This is a genomic window from Yersinia aldovae ATCC 35236 (assembly GCF_000173735.1).
GTDB lineage: Bacteria > Pseudomonadota > Gammaproteobacteria > Enterobacterales > Enterobacteriaceae > Yersinia > Yersinia aldovae.
Window position 1 is genome coordinate 23,820 of sequence record NZ_ACCB01000031.1, and the last position, 18,593, is coordinate 42,412.

Below are 18,593 nucleotides of genomic sequence, written 5' to 3' on the forward strand. Positions count from 1 at the left end.
ACGACTATCAACCCCCTTCGCTAACGGCCAGTGGCTTCAGGTCCAGATACCCGCCAAGATCATGGCGTTCAGTCAGCGGGTGTTCGGTAATATCCGTAAGATGCGGGATAACCCCCAATAGCGGTGCGTTTATCATCCGCACCAATGTATCCAGATACTCCGCTTGCCGCGCACCGGCTGGAATCACCTCATTGGCAACCCATCCCGCCAGCGTTAGCCCGGCTTGGCGGATAGCTTGTGCGGTGAGCAAGGCGTGATTAATGCAGCCTAACTTGACCCCAACAACCATAATTACGGGCAATTGTTCCAGCTCAACCCAATCAGCAAAAGTGACCTGTGCCGACAGCGGGGTAAACCAGCCGCCCGCACCCTCAACCAGAACCCAATCGGCTGATTGCGCTAACTGCCGTAGACCCTGTGATAATTCAGTTAGCTGAATCTCGCGCCCTTCATTTTCACTGGCAATATGGGGAGAGGTGGCTTCCGCAAAGGTCAGTGGATTGACCTGGCTATAGCGCAATGGCTCGCTGCTATTGGCCTGTAGCGCCAACGCGTCACTATTGCGCAAACCGTCAGCCGTCATCTGGCTGCCTGAAGCCACCGGTTTGTATCCGGCGGTGCGGTAGCCCTGATTGGCCGCCGCTTGCAGCAATGCGCAGCTGACGACTGTTTTACCGACATCAGTGTCAGTACCGGTGATAAACCAACGTTTAGTCACGATAAATAACCCCATAAACCAGTTGATAGCTCAGCGGATAACCCCCTGACTGTACGACATAAGCCTGTTGCAGCGCCGCCAGCCGTTGACGCCCACTGAGACCAGTCTCGCGCCCATGATGTAAATGTGTCGCACCGATACCTTGCAGTGAGCGCATCAGGGCTATCACATCTGGAAACTGTTGTTGATGTAACTGCGGCGTCAGTTGGTGGCGATACCCCTGACAGGCCGCACTGATTTGCCCAAATGGAAGAAAATCATTGATATGGCGCTTACCATCAACCTGTTGCCACGCTTGCCCCAATTCATCAAGGGAGCCATCGGCTAGCGTTGAAAATAGAATCAGGCCACCGGGCCGAGTGACCCGATAAAGCTCCATCAGTGCCGCCGCCAGATCCGAGCACCACTGCACTGCCAGGTTACTGAAACAGATATCAACCGATTGATCCGGCAAGGGAATATGCTCAATATCACCCAGTAAGTAGTCATCAGCCGCGTGCTGCTGGCGGGCATACTCCAACATACCTGCCGCCAGATCCAACGCCACAACCCGCTTCCCCAGTTCGCGCCAGCGGCGGCTGAAAAAACCCGTTCCACAGCCAGCATCCAGTACGGTTTCCCCTGTATGCCGTAAACCCCGTTCCAGCAGCGCCTCACCGGTTGTACGCTGTAACTTAGCGGCTGAATCGTAGCTCTGTGCCGCACGGCTAAAAGCGGCGGCAATGGCCGGTTTATCAATTGTTTCTGTGGGAAACGGGGGGTCAATGACATACGTCATGCAACACCTCCAGCAATCTGTCGATATCTTCCGCTTGGTGCGCGGCACTCAACGTAATACGTAATCTTGCCCCCCCAGGGGGGACGGTTGGCGGCCGAATGGCGCTTACCCATAAACCTGCGGCACGCAGTTGTGCTGCCAGAGTCAGCGTTTGTTGGTTATCCCCCACCAACAGCGGCTGGATAGCAGTTTCTGATGCCCCTAATTGCAGTGGCAAACCCACTGCACCGGCACGGAATTGGCCGATACGCTGCTGGAGTTGCAAACGTAAATCATCACCTTGCTGAATACGTAATAACGCGGCTTGCAAGGCACAAGCCTGTGCTGACGGCATCGCGGTGCTGTAAATCAGATGACGGGCATATTGCAGCAGATACTCTGCCACCGGCTCCTGACACAATACGGCCGCGCCACTAAGCCCGAATGCCTTGCCAAACGTCACCACCAGCAGTTCGGGTTTCACCCCTTGTTGCCAACAACTGCCACGCCCACCGTCGCCACAAACGCCAATACCGTGCGCGTCATCCACCAGCAACCAGCCACCCGCTGCTGCCGCGTTTTGCTGCAAAGCCGCCAGCGGCGCGCTGTCACCATCCATACTGAAAACCCCCTCAGTTACCACCAATGTCTGGCCTGAACAGGGTTTATCCAGCAGTTTTTGCAGCGAATCAGGTTGATTGTGGGTAAAACGCCGCAGTTGAGCCGGCGAGTGCGCTGCCGCCTCCAACAGCGAGGCATGGCTGAGTTTATCGGCTAATATTCGGTCATCGGCAGCGGTTAACGCCGCCAGCAGCGCCTGATTAGCAGCATAGCCGGAAATAAACAGCAAGGCGCGTGGATAGCCCAGCCAGTCGGCTAATTGCTGCTCCAAATGCGCATGGGGTTGGCTATAACCGGTAACATGGCCAGACCCCCCACTGCCAACGCCATAGCGCTGTGCGCCCTGCTGCCAGGCGGCGATGACTGCCGCATCCTGACTTAATCCCAAATAGTCGTTACTGGAAAAGTTGAGATATTGGCGGCTGCCAGATTGCAACCAGCGCCCGTTAGCGCCGTTATTCACCTGACGAACGCGGTAAGCGGCTGCATCATGGCGTTGTTGCAGCCCCAGTTCTATCTTGCGCTGCCAACTCATCAGCGTGCCGCGTTATAAAACTGAGTGGTATCGCCATACAGCAACTGCTCGGTTAATGCTTGCTGTTGCTCACGAGAGCCTTGTTCGGTGGTTGTTTGTTGTGGGTTCAAACCCAGCTTGCGGAACAGTTGCAGGTCTTTGTCTTCATCCGGATTTGGCGTGGTGAGCAATTTGCAGCCGTAGAAAATTGAATTGGCCCCCGCCATAAAGCACATGGCCTGCGTCTGCTCGTTCATTTGCTCGCGACCAGCGGATAACCGCACATAGGAAGCGGGCATCATAATACGCGCCACCGCGATAGTGCGGATAAACTCAAACGCATCAACATCTTCGTTATTTTCCAGCGGCGTGCCTTTGACTTTTACCAGCATATTGATTGGCACGCTTTCTGGCGGCTTGGGTAAATTTGCCAGTTGCACCAGCAATCCGGCACGGTCGCGTACCGTCTCCCCTAACCCGACGATACCACCGGAACAGACTTTAATACCGGCGTCACGAACCTCGCTTAAGGTATCCAGCCGCTCCTGATAACTGCGGGTGGTGATGATGCTACCGTAGAATTCCGGCGAGGTATCGAGATTGTGGTTGTAATAATCCAGCCCAGCCTCTGCCAACCGGTGAGCTTGCTGTTTATCCAGTGTGCCAAGCGTCATACAGGTTTCCATCCCCATCGCCTTGACGCCTTCCACCATCTGCTCCAGATAGGGCATGTCACGTTCATGCGGGTTTTTCCACGCCGCCCCCATGCAAAAACGGGTTGAACCGGCAGCTTTCGCTTTTTTAGCAGACTCCAACACCTGTTCAACCTGCATCAGGCGCTCACTTTCCAGGCCAGTTTTATAGCGCGAACTTTGCGGGCAATATTTGCAATCTTCTGGGCAGGCACCGGTTTTTATCGACAATAAAGTGCTAACTTGTACCTGACGCGGATCAAAATGCTGGCGATGAACACATTGCGCTTCAAACAGTAATTCCAACAGCGGTTTTTCAAACAGGGCTTGGGCTTGCCCGACGGTCCAGTGAGTATAATTTGCCATTACGGCCTCTCTCAGAAGAGAAAAAAGTTTCGCCAGTGTAAATAAACCCGATATACTGTCAACCATTCTTGATGCAATTTAGTTTACAATAGATCCCTATGACGCCTGCTGACCTCACTTTTGATCAACGCCATATCTGGCACCCCTACACCTCAATGACTGACCCCCTTCCCTGCTATCCGGTGGTGGCAGCCGATGGCGTTGAGTTGCAACTGGCTGATGGCCGGCGGCTAATCGATGGCATGTCGTCATGGTGGGCCGCAATACATGGTTACAATCATCCGGTACTGAATCAGGCGGCACATCAGCAGCTCGATAAAATGTCGCATGTGATGTTTGGCGGAATCACCCACCCGCCAGCAGTAGAGTTGTGTAAGCAGCTTATTGCCATCACCCCACCGGCGCTGGAGTGTGTGTTTTTAGCGGATTCCGGCTCGGTGGCGGTGGAAGTGGCACTGAAAATGGCATTGCAGTATTGGCAGGCCAAGGGAGAGCGGCGGCAACGTATTCTAACGCTGCGTCATGGCTATCACGGTGACACTTTCGGCGCGATGTCGGTTTGTGATCCGCAAAATTCAATGCACAGTTTGTATCAGGGTTATTTGGCTGAAAATCTGTTTGCTGATGCACCACAGTGCCGCTTCGACCAGTCGTGGAACCCGGAAGATATTACTGATTTTGCCAACAAGATTGCACAGCATTCTGGCGAGATTGCCGCCGTTATCCTTGAGCCGATAGTTCAGGGCGCAGGCGGGATGCGTATTTATCACCCGGCATATCTGCGGGAGGTGAGAGCTTTGTGCGACCAGCATCAGATCTTGCTGATTGCCGATGAGATAGCCACCGGGTTTGGCCGGACGGGTAAACTTTTTGCCTGTGAACATGCGCAGATTGTGCCGGATATCTTATGTTTGGGTAAGGCGTTGACCGGCGGTTATCTCACGCTATCCGCCACCCTCACGACCCGAAACGTCGCTGAAACCATCAGTAACGGTGATGCTGGGTGCTTTATGCATGGGCCGACTTTTATGGCAAACCCGCTGGCTTGTGCCGTGGCCTCAGCCAGTCTAACGCTATTAGCGCAAAATCAATGGCAACAGCAGGTTAGCGCGATAGAAAATCAATTAAAGCAGGCGTTACTGCCGCTGGTAGAACGCCAAACGGTGGCTGATGTACGGGTATTGGGAGCTATCGGAGTCGTTGAAATGAAAGAGCCGGTGAATGTTGCCCGCCTACAACGGAGCTTTGTTGAGCATGGCGTTTGGATCCGCCCGTTCGGTAAACTGATTTACCTGATGCCGCCTTATATTATCTCGCCGCACTCACTGGCGCGGTTAACGGATGCGGTGGCGATGAGTATCCACTAAAGCAGTGGTGGACAATATACTCTGGAGACGGGCGGGGCGACAGCGCCGGTGGGTGCCGTTACGACCCATTCGGCACGTTTCCCCGCCTGGTAACATTATTTATTAAGTTCTTGGCTCACCAATACTGACCCACATTGGCCCTTTCCCTACCGCATAGCGCTTCAGGGTGGTTAGCTCACCGCTATTGTTATCAATACGGCACACTTCGATATGATCTGATTTTTGCCCGGACGCAATCAGGAAGTTACCGCTGTGGTCAATATTAAAGCCACGCGGTTGTGCTTCGGTCAAATGATGCCCTGCCGGTGAAATGGTGCGCCCATCGTCGGAGACACTGAAAATACTCAGCAGGCTGGCGGTGCGGTCACTGCTATACAAATGGCGACCATTTGGCGTGATATGAATGTCTGCCGCCCAGCGCGTACCGCTGAAATCAGTTGGCATCGCATCCAACGTCTGGATTAGCTTATATTCTTGGCCGTTATCGCTTATCTGATACACATCTACCGAGCTATTGAGTTCATTGACGCAATAAGCGATTTGATGATTCGGATGGAAAGCCATATGACGTGGCCCTGCACCGGCGGCCACCGCGATATCGGCCTGCGCATGAGGCGTCAGCTTGCCATCAACACTTAAATCAAATAACCGCACTTTATCTTCTTTCAGGCAAGGAACCAGTAAGATTTGATTGGTCGGGTCAATGTTTGCCGAATGCGGCGCGGGCAAATTATCTAATTGCTGAATAGGCGCCTGCACCACACCCTGTTCATTAATTGGGCTGATGCTCACGCAATTGAAACTGTAAGAGGCACAGAACAGGAAGCGGCCTTGCAAATCAGTGCCAATATGGGTCGGGCTGCCGGGAAGTGGCGCCATTCCCGCAGCCGTCAAGGTGCCGTCACCTGCAATATTATAACTGACGATACCAAAATCAGGACGCACCCCGACATACAAATGACGCTGGTTCGGGCTGATTGTCATCGGTTGCACCTGGCCGGGCGCATCCACGGTTTGCAATAAAGTTAATTCACCGGCTGAATCTAATTGCCAGACATGAATCTGCTGACTGTCTGGGCTTGCCACGTAAACCACTTGCTTCATCTTTACTCCTTAGTCGCGCCTGTTAGACAATGCTGTTTGGTCGAATGGGCCTGATTTAGCCACTTCGACCTAAACCAAATATCGCGTTTAACACACTATTTTAGCCTAGCTTACCTGACTACGCGGACATAACAACCGTCTGTCGTCGCGCGGTTTACATCTTATCCTGCTTATTTTTAGCCGTTCATGCTGGCGATTACCCTATCAGGTTTAATCAACTCGCCATCCGGTGTACCATCGGAAATAATATTCAACCATATAATTTCATTCGCCATTTACGAGACTAAAACTGCCATGACATATCGCGTAATTGCATTGGATCTGGACGGAACACTGCTGGATCATAAAAAACGTATTCTGCCTGAATCCTTATCGGCACTGGCTCAAGCTCGTGCTGAGGGCGTTAAAGTGATTGTTGTGACTGGCCGCCACCATGTTGCCATTCACCCGTTCTATCAGGCATTACAACTTGATACGCCCGCGATTTGCTGTAACGGCACTTATCTTTATGATTATCAGGCGAAAAAAGTATTGGATTCTGATCCATTAGAACCAGAACAAGCGATTCAGGTGTTGCGGCTATTGGAGCAAACACATATTCATGGCTTGATGTATGTCGACGACGCGATGCTGTATCAGAAAACCAGTGACCACGTCATTCGCTCGCTGAATTGGGCTGAGTCATTACCACCAGAGCAACGCCCGACGCTACTTCATGTCGATAGCTTAATAGATGCCGCTTATAGTGCGACATCAATCTGGAAATTTGCCACTTCCCATGTCGATATCGAACAGTTAAAAGCCTTTGCCACCACCATCGAAGGCGAGATGGGGCTGGCCTGTGAATGGTCATGGCATGATCAGGTCGATGTCGCGCAAGCGGGCAACAGCAAGGGTAAACGCCTGCAACAGTGGGTTGAATCTCAAGGGCTGAGCATGAAGGAGGTGGTCGCTTTTGGTGATAACTTTAACGATTTGAGCATGTTGGAAACCGCAGGTCTGGGGGTGGCGATGGGCAACAGTGCCGATGCCATCAAGCAGCGCGCAGATTTGGTGATTGCCGATAACGAGCAGCCGGGCATTGCTCACGTTATCCGCCAGCATGTACTGGCTTGATAGCTAAGTCTAAAGAGTCCCCCCTGTTAGGCTCGCTTCAGGCAACTTATAAAGCTGAATCAATGGGAAACACTCCGTTCGGGCTAACGGCATAAGCCGTCGGAGTGCCCGCCCCTTGACTCACCGGCGGGTAGTGCTGAGCGTTTAATTCTGCCGATTAAACGAAACGCTTTTTATCTGCGCATAAACCCACTGACCGGGCTTTAGCCCCAGTTCATCCCGCGCCCACGGCGTAATTCGCGCCCACAGCCATTGATCACCGAGCGCGAGTTTAACATCCACCTGCCCGTCAACATCCAGACATTCGGCAATTTTCACTGGCAGAATATTGCGAATACTGCTGCTTTGTGGCGGCTGTAGCACCAATGACACATCTGCGGCATTAATGCGAATACGCATTGAATTGCCTTCATCAGCATCCAGTTTACCCACCCACAAGCGTTGATCGCCTAAAGCCAGTGCGGTCATGGCATAACGATCATGATGACCAATTACATTAACCCGCAAGATGCTACTCGGCTCTTCTCGTTGCAGCCACGGGCGCAATGCGCTGCTGGCCCACACCGCCTCCAGCCCACCGACCGCACGGACTTTACCGGCATCCATCACCACCACCTGATCGGCCAGACGCAGGATTTCATCCATGCTGTGGCTGACATATAAAATAGGCGTTTTTACATCTTGCCCTAACCGTTCCAAATAGGGCAACAATTCGCGCTTACGCGGTAAATCCAGTGAAGCCAGAGGCTCATCCATCAGCAGCAACTCGGGGGCAGTCAATAACGCCCTGCCAATGGCGACCCGCTGCTTCTCCCCCCCCGAGAGGGTCAGCGGGAAGCGCCCCAATAATGGCTCAATACCCAGCAAACCAACAATAGTGTCGAACTGCCCACGCATCGACGTAGCCATACCGTATTGTAAGTTCCCCCGCACGCGATAGTGGGGAAACAGACGCGCATCCTGAAATACGTAACCCACGCGGCGTTTTTCCGGTGGCAGATAAATGTGTTGCTCCGCATCCACCAGCACCCGGCCATTAAGCACCACTCGGCCCTGCTGTGGGCGAGTCAAGCCGCCAATCACATTGATAAGCGAGGTTTTACCCGCCCCCGACAACCCGAAAATGGCCGTAATACCTTCAGCGGGCAGATTGGCGGTAACCCGTAAATCCAAATCACCCAACTGTTGACTGAAATCCAGTTCTAGCATGGAACCCCCATGCGTTTTTTACCCCAGCGGGCCAGCCATTCAGATAACAGTAAGGACACCAGCGACAGGATAATCGCGATGACACACAAACGGGCAGCAGCGGCCTCAGCGCCGGGGGTTTCAATCAGGGTGTACATGGCCAGCGGAATAGTGCGCGTTTCTCCGGGAATATTGGAGACAAAGGTGATGGTGGCACCAAATTCACCCAGTGAACGGGCGAAAGAGAGCACCGTACCGGCAATCACCCCCGGCAACGAAAGCGGCAACGTAATGGTGAAAAATACCCGCCAAGGGTGAGCGCCTAAGGTGCGGGCCGCCAATTCCAGCCGAGTATCCACCGCTTCAAGTGCCAGCCGGATAGCCCTGACCATCAGCGGAAAAGCAACCACAGCCGAGGCCAGCGCTGCACCACGCCAACTGAAACTGAAATTGATGCCAAACCAGCTATAGAGCCACTCACCGATAAAACCGCGCCGCCCCATACTTATCAACAACAGATAACCAATCACCACCGGAGGCAACACCAGTGGCAAGTGAATAACGCTGTCTAACAATGACTTACCGGGGAAATGGCAACGCACCAGAATCCATGCTATTAAAATACCCAAGGGCAAACTGCACGCCACCGCGACACCGGAAACCTTCAGGCTAAGAATAATGGCCTGCCACTCATACTCGCTTAATATCATTAGCGTGGGGTAAATCCATAATTTTTGAAAATCTCAGCGGCTTGCGGGCTTTTTAGATAATGATAAAAATCGCTAACTGTCGGATTTTCATGGCCTTTAACAATCGCCATCGGATATTCAACCGGCTTATGACTCGCTTTCGGGAATATCCCTACAACTTTAACTTTGTTACTGGCTATGACATCTGAACCATAGACAATACCCAGTGGTGCTTCTGCACGTTCAACCAGTGCCATCGCACTGCGCACATTATTAGCACGCGCCATTTCCGGCGCTAAAGTTGCCCAGGCACCTAAATTCTCTAGTGACTCTTTAGCATAAATCCCCGCCGGAACATGATCAGGGTCACCAACAGCCAAACGGCCGCCATCCAGCAGTTTCTTCCAGTCGGTTTTTTTATCAATAACCACTTTAGTAATTTGGCTGTCTTGTGGTGCAATCAATACCAACTCATTACCTAACAGGGTATAGCGAGTATTAGCCACTATTTGCTGTTTATCAATGGCATAATCCATCCATTGCTGGTCAGCGGAGATAAATAGATCCGCCGGAGCACCCTGTTCAATCTGGCGTGCCAGGGTAGAAGAAGAGGCGTAAGAGGCCACCACATCAACCTGTTTCTCCTTTTTATACTGCGCCGCTATCTCCTGTAAGGCATTGGTCAACGAGGCGGCCGCAAATACCGTAATGTTGTCAGCGGCAAGGGTAGGGCCAGAAAATGCGGCCAGCAGTACTGCGCTCGCTGCCCATTGGCTCACTTTACCGTATTGATTCTTCATGTTGTTCTCCGCGTTAGTCATTTCCGTTATATAGATCGGAATATAACGTAACATCGCAGGCAGGTCATGTGATTTATCGGCAAGATGTGAGATAACTTGAGTGAGGGCAAGAGGTTGAGGAAAAGTGGAAAAGTGGAAAAGTGGAAAAGTGGAAAAGTGGAAAAGCGCAGGCTGAGGGGTAAAAACGAAAATGCCCAGCGTTGATACACCGGGCATGTAGAAATCAGATCAAGAGCGTTCTTTATTGTGGCCGCTCTTGGAGATGATGTTAAACACCTCACCCAGCCCATAGATCAGCCCCAAAATCACTGCCATCACCACTGGTACCATGACCACGGCAAAGACCAGACTTTTCAATAGTTCTAACATGCCAGCCTCTCATTACAGCTTATTTCGCGATAACCCAACGTTATCACAATAACCAACACCTATCATTTACTGTAAATTATATCAGCAATGAATGAACCCTGTTATTTTAACCAATGAGAAAAAAATGTAACCTGCCAAACGTGCGATTTAAGTATAAACAGGCGGTTAGATAACAGTAACCCTTTCCCGCCGGAGTAGAAAATATGCAGGCCGAAATTCTTCTTACCCTAAAACTTCAGCAACGCCTATTTGCCGATCCGCGCCGTATTGCACTATTGAAACAAATTCAACATACCGGATCGATTAGCCAGGGGGCGAAACTCGCCGGAATCAGCTATAAAAGTGCCTGGGATGCAATTAATGAAATGAATACGTTGGCCGAGGATACACTGGTAGAAAGGGCAACCGGTGGCAAAGGGGGCGGGGGTGCCAACCTGACTCGCTACGGTGAACGCTTAATTCAGTTGTATGATTTGCTCGCCAAGATTCAGCAAAAAGCCTTTGATGTCCTGAAAGATGATTCACTGCCGTTAGATAGCCTGCTGGCAGCCATTTCGCGTTTCTCGCTGCAAACCAGCGCCCGTAATCAGTTTTTCGGTACCGTCATTGAGCGCGATCACCAACAGGTGCAGCAGCATGTCAATATCCTGCTCTCCGATGGCAAAACCCGTTTATCTGCCGCACTGACTCAACAAAGTGCCGACCGTCTGCAACTATCAGCAGGCAAAGAGGTGTTAGCCTTAATTAAAGCGCCGTGGGTAAAACTGGTCACAGATCAGGCACTGGCGGGGGCGGCGGATAACGCTCTGCGAGGCACCGTCGCCAGTATCGAACCGGGCCATGACCACAGTGAGGTTATTGTCACGTTAGCCGGGGGAGTCAGTTTATGCTCGACACAAAACAACCGTGAATTACATAACCTTAACTTACGCGCTGGCAGTGATGTTATCGCACAATTTAATGCAGATAGAGTCATTATCGCGACACTTTGCTGAATAACTTAGCTTGGTAATTAACTCTGAACATTAAATGTGTCTGTTGACATTCGATACTTTTCCGCTTACTCCTAACGCCATACTGTGTTGCAAAATGTGGGGAAAATGATGACTGAGTTGCAAATATCGCAAGGTTGTTTTCGCCTGAGTGACACCCGGACACTCATCTTGCCGCAATTGAACATTAAATTGGGCGATAGCTGGGCGTTTGTTGGCGCGAATGGCAGCGGAAAATCTGCGCTAGCCAGAGCATTATCAGGTGAGTTGATCCTGCTGAACGGCTCGCGCCAGAGCAACTTTCACCACGGTGTACGTTTGTCATTCGAGCAGCTACAACAGTTAGTCAGCGAAGAGTGGCAACGCAATAATACTGACCTACTCAGCGCCGATGAAGACGATACCGGCCGCACCACCGCTGAAATCATTCAAGAAGAGGTCAACGCTCCACAACGTTGCCAGCAACTGGCAACGCAATTTAATATTAGCCACCTGCTCTCACGCCGCTTCAAGTACCTTTCTACCGGTGAAACTCGCAAAACACTGCTGTGCCAGGCGTTAATGTCACAACCGGACCTGCTGATTCTGGATGAACCTTTTGATGGCCTGGATGTGGCGGCGCGCGCGCAACTGGCAAAAATGCTCTCAGCCCTTTGTGCCCAAGGGGTAACGCTGGTTTTGGTGCTTAATCGTTTTGATGATATCCCCGATTTTGTACGATTCGTTGGCGTGCTGGCGGATTGCCACCTAACGCATACCGGCCCACGTCAGCAAATCATGTCCGAAGCGCTGATTGCACAACTGGCCCACAGCGAAAATCTTGCTGGATTGTCGTTACCCGATGCGGAAAACCCACAACAACAGGTGCACCCACCACAGGATAAACCACTGATTATATTGCATAACGGTGTGGTCGAATACAATGACCGCCCTATCTTGCATAATCTGACCTGGCAGGTAAACCCCGGTGAGCACTGGCAAATCATCGGCCAGAATGGGGCGGGGAAATCCACCCTGCTCAGCCTGATAACCGGCGATCATCCACAAGGCTATAGCAACGATTTAACACTGTTTGGCCGCCGCCGTGGTAGTGGCGAAACCATCTGGGATATCAAGCGCCATATTGGCTATGTGAGTAGCAGCCTGCATTTGGACTACCGCGTCAGTGCCAGTGTGCGTAGTGTGATTTTATCCGGATTTTTCGACTCGATTGGTATTTATCAGGCAGTATCTGATCGCCAACAGCAATTGGCTGACCAATGGCTGGCTTTACTGGGCTTCTCTACCACCACGGCTAATCAGCCTTTTCACAGCTTATCCTGGGGTCAGCAACGGCTGGCTTTGATAGCCAGAGCACTGGTAAAGCACCCAGCGCTGTTGATTCTAGATGAACCGCTACAAGGTCTGGATCCCATTAACCGCCTGCTGGTACGGCGTTTTATTGATGTGATGATTAGCGAGGGAGAAACCCAACTGTTATTCGTCTCTCACCATGCCGAAGATGCACCGCAATGTATCACCCATCGCCTAACATTTGTTCCCAGCGATGATATTTATTACTACCGGCAGGATAGGTTGCCCGCCAAACATAACTGACATTTATCGTTACACTCTTTTCAACAGAATCAGTGAGGTATTTCTCAATTAGTCTGGCATTTATCCTCTGTCTGTTATGTTATTATGCCTGCCATCAGCCATACCCAGAGCTGATGGCGGATAATGTCTGACCTTATCTGACTCACAATATTCAATAACTCATTAGGATTTAACAACAAAGGGACGACTTATGTGGGGCATGCTTGCAGCTTCTTTACTTTTCTTGTCACTAAACCGGGTGCTAGCCCTGTTTCTCATGCTGTTATCGTTGGCAATGGCTCTCTATCACGGTGTTCTGACACTCCCCTCAGCCGCCTTCTTGCTGTTGACGCTGCTTATTGCTCTGCTATTACAAAAATACCGTCAACGAACGTGGTTGGCCTGTGGGCTGGAGCTGCTGCTGGTATTCGCGTCGATCGCGCTGTTCCTGCACCTGGTTCCCGGCTTTAACAATCTAAAAGTATTGGATCACGTTAAAGCAGGGCCACTCAGTGCGCCCTTTAGTATGTATTACAATCTCGATAAAGCACTGGTGCCATTCATCTTATTGGCCTGCCTGCCGACGCTGTTTGTTGTCTCAAAACATCCCTCGGTTGGCCGTATGGCTTGGGCCGCGCTGATCGCCTGCATACCAGCATTACTGTTACTGGCGGTGGCGTTAGGCGGTCTGAAGATTGAGCTGCACACGCCACCGTGGATTGGCTCTTTTGTTATCGCCAACGTATTCTTTGTCTGCCTGGCTGAAGAAGCACTTTTCCGTGGGTATCTACAACAACGATTAAGCCAATGGCTAGGCTCCTATCCGGCGCTATTGATCACCGCACTCCTCTTCGGTGCGGCGCATTTTGCAGGCGGCCCGCTGTTAATGGTATTTGCCGCACTGGCTGGGGTGATTTATGGTCTGGCATGGTTGTGGAGCGGGCGCTTATGGGTTGCGGTGGCATTCCATTTCGCACTCAACTTAATGCATTTACTGTTCTTCACCTATCCACTGTATTTATCACACTAACCACTCTGATGCTGAGCCGATATCTGAATCTGTCAGCTATCGGCCTCAGCCCATTTGGAGCAGGACATTCTTGCTAAATTGATGGATGGGAACGCTACCACTTCAGATATCTTTGTTGTGACCATCATTTCTCTTATTATTTGCCTATCCTTGTTTGTCTCCTTGTATTTATGCACTCACGAGGATTACGCTAACAGCAAATAAAATGTAAACGATTCCATTATTGAGTGCAGATCACCTTTTTTCACGTAATGTCATGCTATCTTTCTTAAACTAAAGTTATTCGAGGAGTCTTTTATGTACGTTCTGGTAACGGGTGGTAGCGGTTACATCGGTAGCCATACTTGTGTGCAATTGATTGAAGCTGGTTATAAACCGGTGATCCTCGATAACCTTTGCAACAGCAAATCCAGTGTATTAGAGCGGATCCACAGCTTGACCGGCCATACACCTGAATTTTATCAAGGTGATATTCGTGACCGTGCGCTGCTCGACCAAATATTCGCGGCTCATCCTATTCACGCGGTCATTCATTTCGCGGGTCTAAAAGCGGTGGGTGAATCTGTCAGCAAACCACTAGCCTATTACGATAACAATGTCTTCGGCACACTGGTGTTGCTGGCAGCCATGCAAGCAGCACAGGTTAAAAACTTTATTTTCAGCTCATCTGCTACCGTTTATGGCGATCAGCCGCAGATTCCTTATGTTGAAAGTTTTCCGACCGGCTCCCCTTCCAGCCCATATGGCCACAGCAAATTGATGGTTGAACAAATCTTGCAAGATGTGCAACTGGCTGACTCGCAATGGAATATGACCATTCTGCGTTACTTCAATCCGGTTGGTGCACATCCATCAGGGCTGATGGGCGAAGATCCACAAGGTATCCCTAACAACCTGATGCCGTTTATTGCTCAAGTTGCGGTTGGCCGCCGTGAATCATTGGCCATTTTTGGCAATGACTACCCGACCCCTGATGGCACTGGGGTGCGCGACTATATCCATGTGGTAGATCTGGCTGACGGTCACGTCGCGGCGATGAAAAGGCTGCACAATCAACCCGGTGTGCATATTTTCAATCTGGGTGCCGGTGTCGGCCACAGTGTTTTGCAAGTGGTTGAGGCATTCAGCAAAGCGTGCGGGAAACCACTGGCTTACCATTTTGCGCCACGCCGCGAAGGTGACCTGCCAGCTTACTGGGCCGACCCCACCAAAGCCGCTGAACAATTAGGCTGGCACGTCAGCCGTTCAATTGATGAAATGGCAGCAGACACCTGGCGTTGGCAATCAAAAAACCCTCAGGGCTATCCCGATTAAGGTATCGTTATGACTGATTTTAACCCTGTAGACCATCCACACCGCAGATATAACCCATTGAGCGATCAGTGGGTATTGGTTTCGCCACATCGAGCCAAGCGCCCGTGGCAGGGCCAACAGGAAGCGCCAGCCACAGAGAACTTACCGCCGCATGACCCTGATTGCTTCTTGTGCCCCGGTAATACCCGCGTGACTGGCGATATCAATCCTGACTATCAGTCAACTTATGTATTTACCAATGACTTTGCCGCGCTGATGCCGGACACCCCCGATGCGCCGCAAAGTGATGATCCGCTGATGCGCAGCCAAAGCGCACGCGGCACCAGCCGGGTTATCTGCTTCTCCCCCGATCACAGTAAAACCTTGCCGCAACTGACACTGCCAGCGCTGGAAGAGGTTATCCAGACCTGGCAACAACAAAGTGCCGAGTTAGGTAAAATTTACCCGTGGGTTCAAGTATTTGAGAACAAAGGTGCCGCGATGGGGTGTTCTAATCCACATCCGCATGGGCAAATCTGGGCCAATAGTTTCTTACCGAACGAGGCCGCCAGAGAAGACCGGCTACAGCGGCACTATTTCCAGCAGCATAACGCCCCAATGCTGCTCGATTATGCCGAGCGTGAACGTCGTGACACCAGCAGAACCGTGCTGGAAACCGATCACTGGTTGGCCGTAGTACCTTACTGGGCGGCATGGCCGTTTGAAACCTTATTACTGCCCAAAACACATGTATTGCGCATGGAAGACCTCTCGGCCGAACAACGCCGTGACTTGGCCGTTGCACTGAAAAAGCTCACCAGCCGTTATGACAATCTATTCTCATGCTCCTTCCCCTACTCAATGGGATGGCACGGTGCGCCTTATAACATTCACGGGGCTGATAGCATTCATAACAATGATAATACCAGTGACAATACGCACTGGCAGCTACATGCACATTTTTACCCCCCATTATTGCGCTCGGCGTCAGTGCGTAAATTTATGGTTGGATATGAAATGCTGGCCGAAACCCAGCGTGACCTTACGGCAGAACAGGCGGCGGAGCTGCTGCGGGCTGTAAGTGATGTTCATTATCGAGAAGCAGGAGTCAAATAATGAGTTTGCAGCAGCATACCCAAGCCATTTTCCGCCAGCAGTTTAGTCATGCGCCTGAAATCACTATTAGGGCACCGGGCCGCGTTAATCTTATCGGCGAACATACCGATTATAACGATGGATTTGTCCTGCCCTGTGCTATCGATTATGAAACGGTGATCAGTTGTGGTAAACGCCACGATCGCCAGATCCATGTTATCGCTGCTGACTATGATAATCAGCAAGATATATTCTCACTAGATGCCCCCATCGTGCCGCACCCTGAATTTCGCTGGGCAGATTATGTGCGCGGCGTGGTAAAACATTTGCAACTGCGCCATGCCGATTTTGGCGGTGCCTCTCTGGTGATCAGTGGCAATGTGCCACAAGGTGCTGGCCTTAGCTCTTCAGCCTCGCTGGAAGTGGCGGTGGGCCAGGCGCTGCAATCACTCTATCAATTGCCGCTGAGCGGCGTGGAGCTGGCGCTGAACGGGCAAGAAGCAGAGAACCAGTTTGTCGGCTGTAATTGCGGCATCATGGATCAGTTGATTTCAGCGTTGGGTCAGCAGGACCATGCATTGCTGATTGATTGCCGCACGTTGGCAACCCGCGCCGTTCCGATGCCGGAAAACGTTGCAGTGGTGATTATCAACTCCAATGTTAAACGTGGTCTGGTCGATAGCGAATACAATACTCGCCGCCAGCAGTGTGAAACTGCGGCGCGTTTCTTCGGTGTCAAAGCCCTGCGTGATGTCGATCCAAGCCTGTTCTTCTCTATTCAGGATGAACTGGACCCCGTGGTTGCCAAACGTGCCCGCCATGTGATTACTGAAAATGAGCGCACACTGGCGGCGGCGGATGCTTTGGCTGCTGGCGATTTGAAATTGATGGGGCAACTGATGCAGGAGTCTCATATTTCGATGCGTGATGATTTCGAGATCACAGTTCCACCGATCGACAGCCTGGTGGATATTGTGAAATCGGTCATTGGGGAGCAAGGTGGTGTGCGTATGACCGGCGGTGGTTTTGGCGGCTGTATTGTTGCGCTGATGCCACAGGCGCTGGTCGAGCAGGTTCGGGTTACTGTGGCGCGGGAATATCCGGCATACAGCAGTGGTCGAACGGAGACATTCTATGTATGTCAGGCTTCACAAGGAGCAGGTTTATGCTGAAAAACGATGCGGATCCACCAGGCAGGTTTGACCCGTTAGCACCCGATGGTCAGCCGTTTGAATTGACCGAATTACGCAATAAAGCAGGTGTGACCGTCATCCTGATGGATTGGGGTGCGACGTGGCTATCCGCGATTTTGCCGTTAAAAAACGGTGAAAAACGCGAACTGCTGCTGGGTTGTCAAACCCCTGCTGATTATCTGCATCAGGCGGCTTACCTCGGTGCCACCGTGGGCCGCTATGCTAACCGTATTGCCAACGCACAAATCACGACTGACAGCGAAACCTTTAAGTTGATACCCAATCAGGGGCCAAACCAATTGCACGGTGGCCCGAACGGTTTTCACACTAAACGCTGGCAAAAGGTGACGCAGGATGAAAAGCAGGTGACCTATCAGTTGCATTCGCCGGACGGTGACCAAGGGTTTCCCGGCAATTTGACGGTAGAGGCTCAGTATTTACTCACCGAAGACAGCCGGTTAGAGATTCACTATCAGGCACAGGTGGATAAAACCTGCCCGGTGAACCTGACCAATCATGCCTATTTCAATCTCGATGGTGAAGGGGTTGATGTGCGGGCACATCGTTTGCAACTGTTTGCCGCAAGTTATCTGCCTGTCGACAGCGAGGGGATTCCCACCAGTGGGCTGGTCAGCGTAGAAAAGACGGGTATGGACTTCCGTCAGCCAAAAACCCTGGCGCGCGATTTCCTGAAAGACCGCTGCCAGCAACGGGTAAAAGGCTATGACCATGCTTACTTGCTGCATCGGACTTGTGGTGCCACCGAAAGCCCGGCGGCACATTTGTGGTCATCGGATAATCGGGTGCAAATGAGCGTTTACACCACAGCACCAGCGCTGCAATTGTATAGCGGTAATTTTCTCGGCGGCACGCCAGCACGTAACGGCGGTACTTATGCCAATTATACCGGTGTGGCACTGGAGAGCGAATTCCTACCCGATAGCCCCAACCACCCTGAATGGCCGCAACCCGATTGCTGGTTAAAACCGGGGAAGACCTATCACGCAACCACGGTTTATCACTTTATCGCCCTATAACTGTCCTTATTTACGGCTGCCGACTACGCTTAACAGCGTCTGTCAGGCGGTCGTATGACCTGTTGCCTACACTTTCA

Annotated in this window: 18 protein-coding genes; 9 read left to right on the forward strand and 9 right to left on the reverse strand. The window is 51.6% G+C overall.

Annotation, left to right across the window (positions count from 1 at the left end; translation table 11 throughout):
- Positions 1 to 7 precede the first annotated feature (7 nt).
- Genes bioD through bioB form a run of 4 tightly spaced genes read right to left on the reverse strand, consistent with a single transcriptional unit; the run spans position 8 to position 3,668 of the window.
- Positions 8 to 718, reverse strand: coding sequence for a dethiobiotin synthase (gene bioD, locus YALDO0001_RS14160; RefSeq protein ID WP_042840136.1), 711 nt, complete (start codon positions 716 to 718; stop codon positions 8 to 10).
- Positions 711 to 1,496: a malonyl-ACP O-methyltransferase BioC gene (gene bioC / locus YALDO0001_RS14165; protein ID WP_042840118.1), complete on the reverse strand. Its 786-nt coding sequence runs from the start codon at positions 1,494 to 1,496 to the stop codon at positions 711 to 713. The genes bioD and bioC overlap by 8 nt, the downstream gene beginning before the upstream one ends.
- Entirely contained in the window at positions 1,480 to 2,631 is a 1,152-nt protein-coding gene (gene bioF, locus YALDO0001_RS14170; RefSeq protein ID WP_004704106.1) for an 8-amino-7-oxononanoate synthase, read from the reverse strand. The genes bioC and bioF overlap by 17 nt, the downstream gene beginning before the upstream one ends.
- A complete protein-coding gene (gene bioB, locus YALDO0001_RS14175) occupies positions 2,631 to 3,668 on the reverse strand; it encodes a biotin synthase BioB (protein WP_042548241.1) in 1,038 nt (345 codons plus the stop codon). Before bioB ends, bioF begins: the two co-directional genes overlap by 1 nt.
- Before the next feature lie 98 nt (positions 3,669 to 3,766).
- Here bioB and bioA point away from each other — a divergent pair, with 98 nt between their 5' ends.
- Positions 3,767 to 5,035 carry an adenosylmethionine--8-amino-7-oxononanoate transaminase gene (gene bioA, locus YALDO0001_RS14180; protein ID WP_004704108.1) on the forward strand — a complete coding sequence of 423 codons (1,269 nt, stop codon included), beginning with the start codon at positions 3,767 to 3,769 and terminating at the stop codon, positions 5,033 to 5,035.
- A gap of 102 nt (positions 5,036 to 5,137) precedes the next feature.
- Here the strand turns inward: bioA and pgl are convergent, their stop codons facing one another.
- Positions 5,138 to 6,139: a 6-phosphogluconolactonase gene (gene pgl, locus YALDO0001_RS14185; RefSeq protein ID WP_004704110.1), complete on the reverse strand. Its 1,002-nt coding sequence runs from the start codon at positions 6,137 to 6,139 to the stop codon at positions 5,138 to 5,140.
- A 294-nt stretch (positions 6,140 to 6,433) separates the two neighbouring features.
- Here pgl and YALDO0001_RS14190 point away from each other — a divergent pair, with 294 nt between their 5' ends.
- The gene (locus YALDO0001_RS14190; RefSeq protein ID WP_042840138.1) at positions 6,434 to 7,255 is read left to right on the forward strand and encodes a pyridoxal phosphatase; all 822 of its coding nucleotides are present in this window, start codon (positions 6,434 to 6,436) and stop codon (positions 7,253 to 7,255) included.
- A 144-nt stretch (positions 7,256 to 7,399) separates the two neighbouring features.
- Here the strand turns inward: YALDO0001_RS14190 and modC are convergent, their stop codons facing one another.
- The 4 genes from modC to YALDO0001_RS14210 all read right to left on the reverse strand — a co-directional run bounded on the left by modC (position 7,400) and on the right by YALDO0001_RS14210 (position 10,301).
- Complete coding sequence (modC, locus tag YALDO0001_RS14195; RefSeq protein ID WP_042840119.1) at positions 7,400 to 8,464, reverse strand: molybdenum ABC transporter ATP-binding protein ModC; 1,065 nt, start codon at positions 8,462 to 8,464, stop codon at positions 7,400 to 7,402.
- On the reverse strand, positions 8,458 to 9,153 hold the full coding sequence (gene modB / locus YALDO0001_RS14200) for a molybdate ABC transporter permease subunit (RefSeq protein ID WP_042840120.1): 696 nt from the start codon (positions 9,151 to 9,153) through the stop codon (positions 8,458 to 8,460). Before modB ends, modC begins: the two co-directional genes overlap by 7 nt.
- Positions 9,153 to 9,932, reverse strand: coding sequence for a molybdate ABC transporter substrate-binding protein (modA, locus tag YALDO0001_RS14205; RefSeq protein ID WP_042840122.1), 780 nt, complete (start codon positions 9,930 to 9,932; stop codon positions 9,153 to 9,155). Before modA ends, modB begins: the two co-directional genes overlap by 1 nt.
- Before the next feature lie 228 nt (positions 9,933 to 10,160).
- Complete coding sequence (locus tag YALDO0001_RS14210) at positions 10,161 to 10,301, reverse strand: AcrZ family multidrug efflux pump-associated protein (protein WP_004704117.1); 141 nt, start codon at positions 10,299 to 10,301, stop codon at positions 10,161 to 10,163.
- A gap of 203 nt (positions 10,302 to 10,504) precedes the next feature.
- Between YALDO0001_RS14210 and modE the strand changes: the two genes are divergently transcribed.
- The 7 genes from modE to galM all read left to right on the forward strand — a co-directional run bounded on the left by modE (position 10,505) and on the right by galM (position 18,516).
- Positions 10,505 to 11,296, forward strand: a complete 792-nt coding sequence (modE, locus tag YALDO0001_RS14215; RefSeq protein ID WP_004704120.1) for a molybdenum-dependent transcriptional regulator — start codon at positions 10,505 to 10,507, stop codon at positions 11,294 to 11,296.
- 108 nt (positions 11,297 to 11,404) lie between these two features.
- Positions 11,405 to 12,889 carry a molybdate ABC transporter ATP-binding protein ModF gene (gene modF / locus YALDO0001_RS14220; RefSeq protein ID WP_042840124.1) on the forward strand — a complete coding sequence of 495 codons (1,485 nt, stop codon included), beginning with the start codon at positions 11,405 to 11,407 and terminating at the stop codon, positions 12,887 to 12,889.
- A gap of 190 nt (positions 12,890 to 13,079) precedes the next feature.
- Entirely contained in the window at positions 13,080 to 13,898 is an 819-nt protein-coding gene (locus tag YALDO0001_RS14225) for a CPBP family intramembrane glutamic endopeptidase (protein WP_042840126.1), read from the forward strand.
- Positions 13,899 to 14,195: 297 nt separating this feature from the next.
- Positions 14,196 to 15,212 carry a UDP-glucose 4-epimerase GalE gene (galE, locus tag YALDO0001_RS14230; protein ID WP_004704125.1) on the forward strand — a complete coding sequence of 339 codons (1,017 nt, stop codon included), beginning with the start codon at positions 14,196 to 14,198 and terminating at the stop codon, positions 15,210 to 15,212.
- Between the two features lie 9 nt (positions 15,213 to 15,221).
- Positions 15,222 to 16,307: a galactose-1-phosphate uridylyltransferase gene (galT, locus tag YALDO0001_RS14235; protein ID WP_042840128.1), complete on the forward strand. Its 1,086-nt coding sequence runs from the start codon at positions 15,222 to 15,224 to the stop codon at positions 16,305 to 16,307.
- On the forward strand, positions 16,307 to 17,458 hold the full coding sequence (gene galK / locus YALDO0001_RS14240) for a galactokinase (RefSeq protein ID WP_004704127.1): 1,152 nt from the start codon (positions 16,307 to 16,309) through the stop codon (positions 17,456 to 17,458). The genes galT and galK overlap by 1 nt, the downstream gene beginning before the upstream one ends.
- On the forward strand, positions 17,452 to 18,516 hold the full coding sequence (gene galM / locus YALDO0001_RS14245; protein ID WP_042840129.1) for a galactose-1-epimerase: 1,065 nt from the start codon (positions 17,452 to 17,454) through the stop codon (positions 18,514 to 18,516). The genes galK and galM overlap by 7 nt, the downstream gene beginning before the upstream one ends.
- Positions 18,517 to 18,593 lie beyond the last annotated feature (77 nt).

Bases quoted from the DNA above. Each gene is read 5' to 3' on its own strand.
- galE (WP_004704125.1), top strand. From the start codon at position 14,196: ATGTACGTTCTGGTAACGGGTGGTAGCGGTTACATCGGTAGCCATACT.
- YALDO0001_RS14225 (WP_042840126.1), top strand. From the start codon at position 13,080: ATGTGGGGCATGCTTGCAGCTTCTTTACTTTTCTTGTCACTAAACCGG.
- bioC (WP_042840118.1), bottom strand. From the start codon at position 1,496: ATGACGTATGTCATTGACCCCCCGTTTCCCACAGAAACAATTGATAAA.
- pgl (WP_004704110.1), bottom strand. From the start codon at position 6,139: ATGAAGCAAGTGGTTTACGTGGCAAGCCCAGACAGTCAGCAGATTCAT.
- modB (WP_042840120.1), bottom strand. From the start codon at position 9,153: ATGATATTAAGCGAGTATGAGTGGCAGGCCATTATTCTTAGCCTGAAG.
- galM (WP_042840129.1), top strand. From the start codon at position 17,452: ATGCTGAAAAACGATGCGGATCCACCAGGCAGGTTTGACCCGTTAGCA.
- modE (WP_004704120.1), top strand. From the start codon at position 10,505: ATGCAGGCCGAAATTCTTCTTACCCTAAAACTTCAGCAACGCCTATTT.
- YALDO0001_RS14190 (WP_042840138.1), top strand. From the start codon at position 6,434: ATGACATATCGCGTAATTGCATTGGATCTGGACGGAACACTGCTGGAT.
- modF (WP_042840124.1), top strand. From the start codon at position 11,405: ATGACTGAGTTGCAAATATCGCAAGGTTGTTTTCGCCTGAGTGACACC.
- bioF (WP_004704106.1), bottom strand. From the start codon at position 2,631: ATGAGTTGGCAGCGCAAGATAGAACTGGGGCTGCAACAACGCCATGAT.
- modC (WP_042840119.1), bottom strand. From the start codon at position 8,464: ATGCTAGAACTGGATTTCAGTCAACAGTTGGGTGATTTGGATTTACGG.
- galT (WP_042840128.1), top strand. From the start codon at position 15,222: ATGACTGATTTTAACCCTGTAGACCATCCACACCGCAGATATAACCCA.
- modA (WP_042840122.1), bottom strand. From the start codon at position 9,932: ATGAAGAATCAATACGGTAAAGTGAGCCAATGGGCAGCGAGCGCAGTA.
- galK (WP_004704127.1), top strand. From the start codon at position 16,307: ATGAGTTTGCAGCAGCATACCCAAGCCATTTTCCGCCAGCAGTTTAGT.
- YALDO0001_RS14210 (WP_004704117.1), bottom strand. From the start codon at position 10,301: ATGTTAGAACTATTGAAAAGTCTGGTCTTTGCCGTGGTCATGGTACCA.
- bioB (WP_042548241.1), bottom strand. From the start codon at position 3,668: ATGGCAAATTATACTCACTGGACCGTCGGGCAAGCCCAAGCCCTGTTT.
- bioA (WP_004704108.1), top strand. From the start codon at position 3,767: ATGACGCCTGCTGACCTCACTTTTGATCAACGCCATATCTGGCACCCC.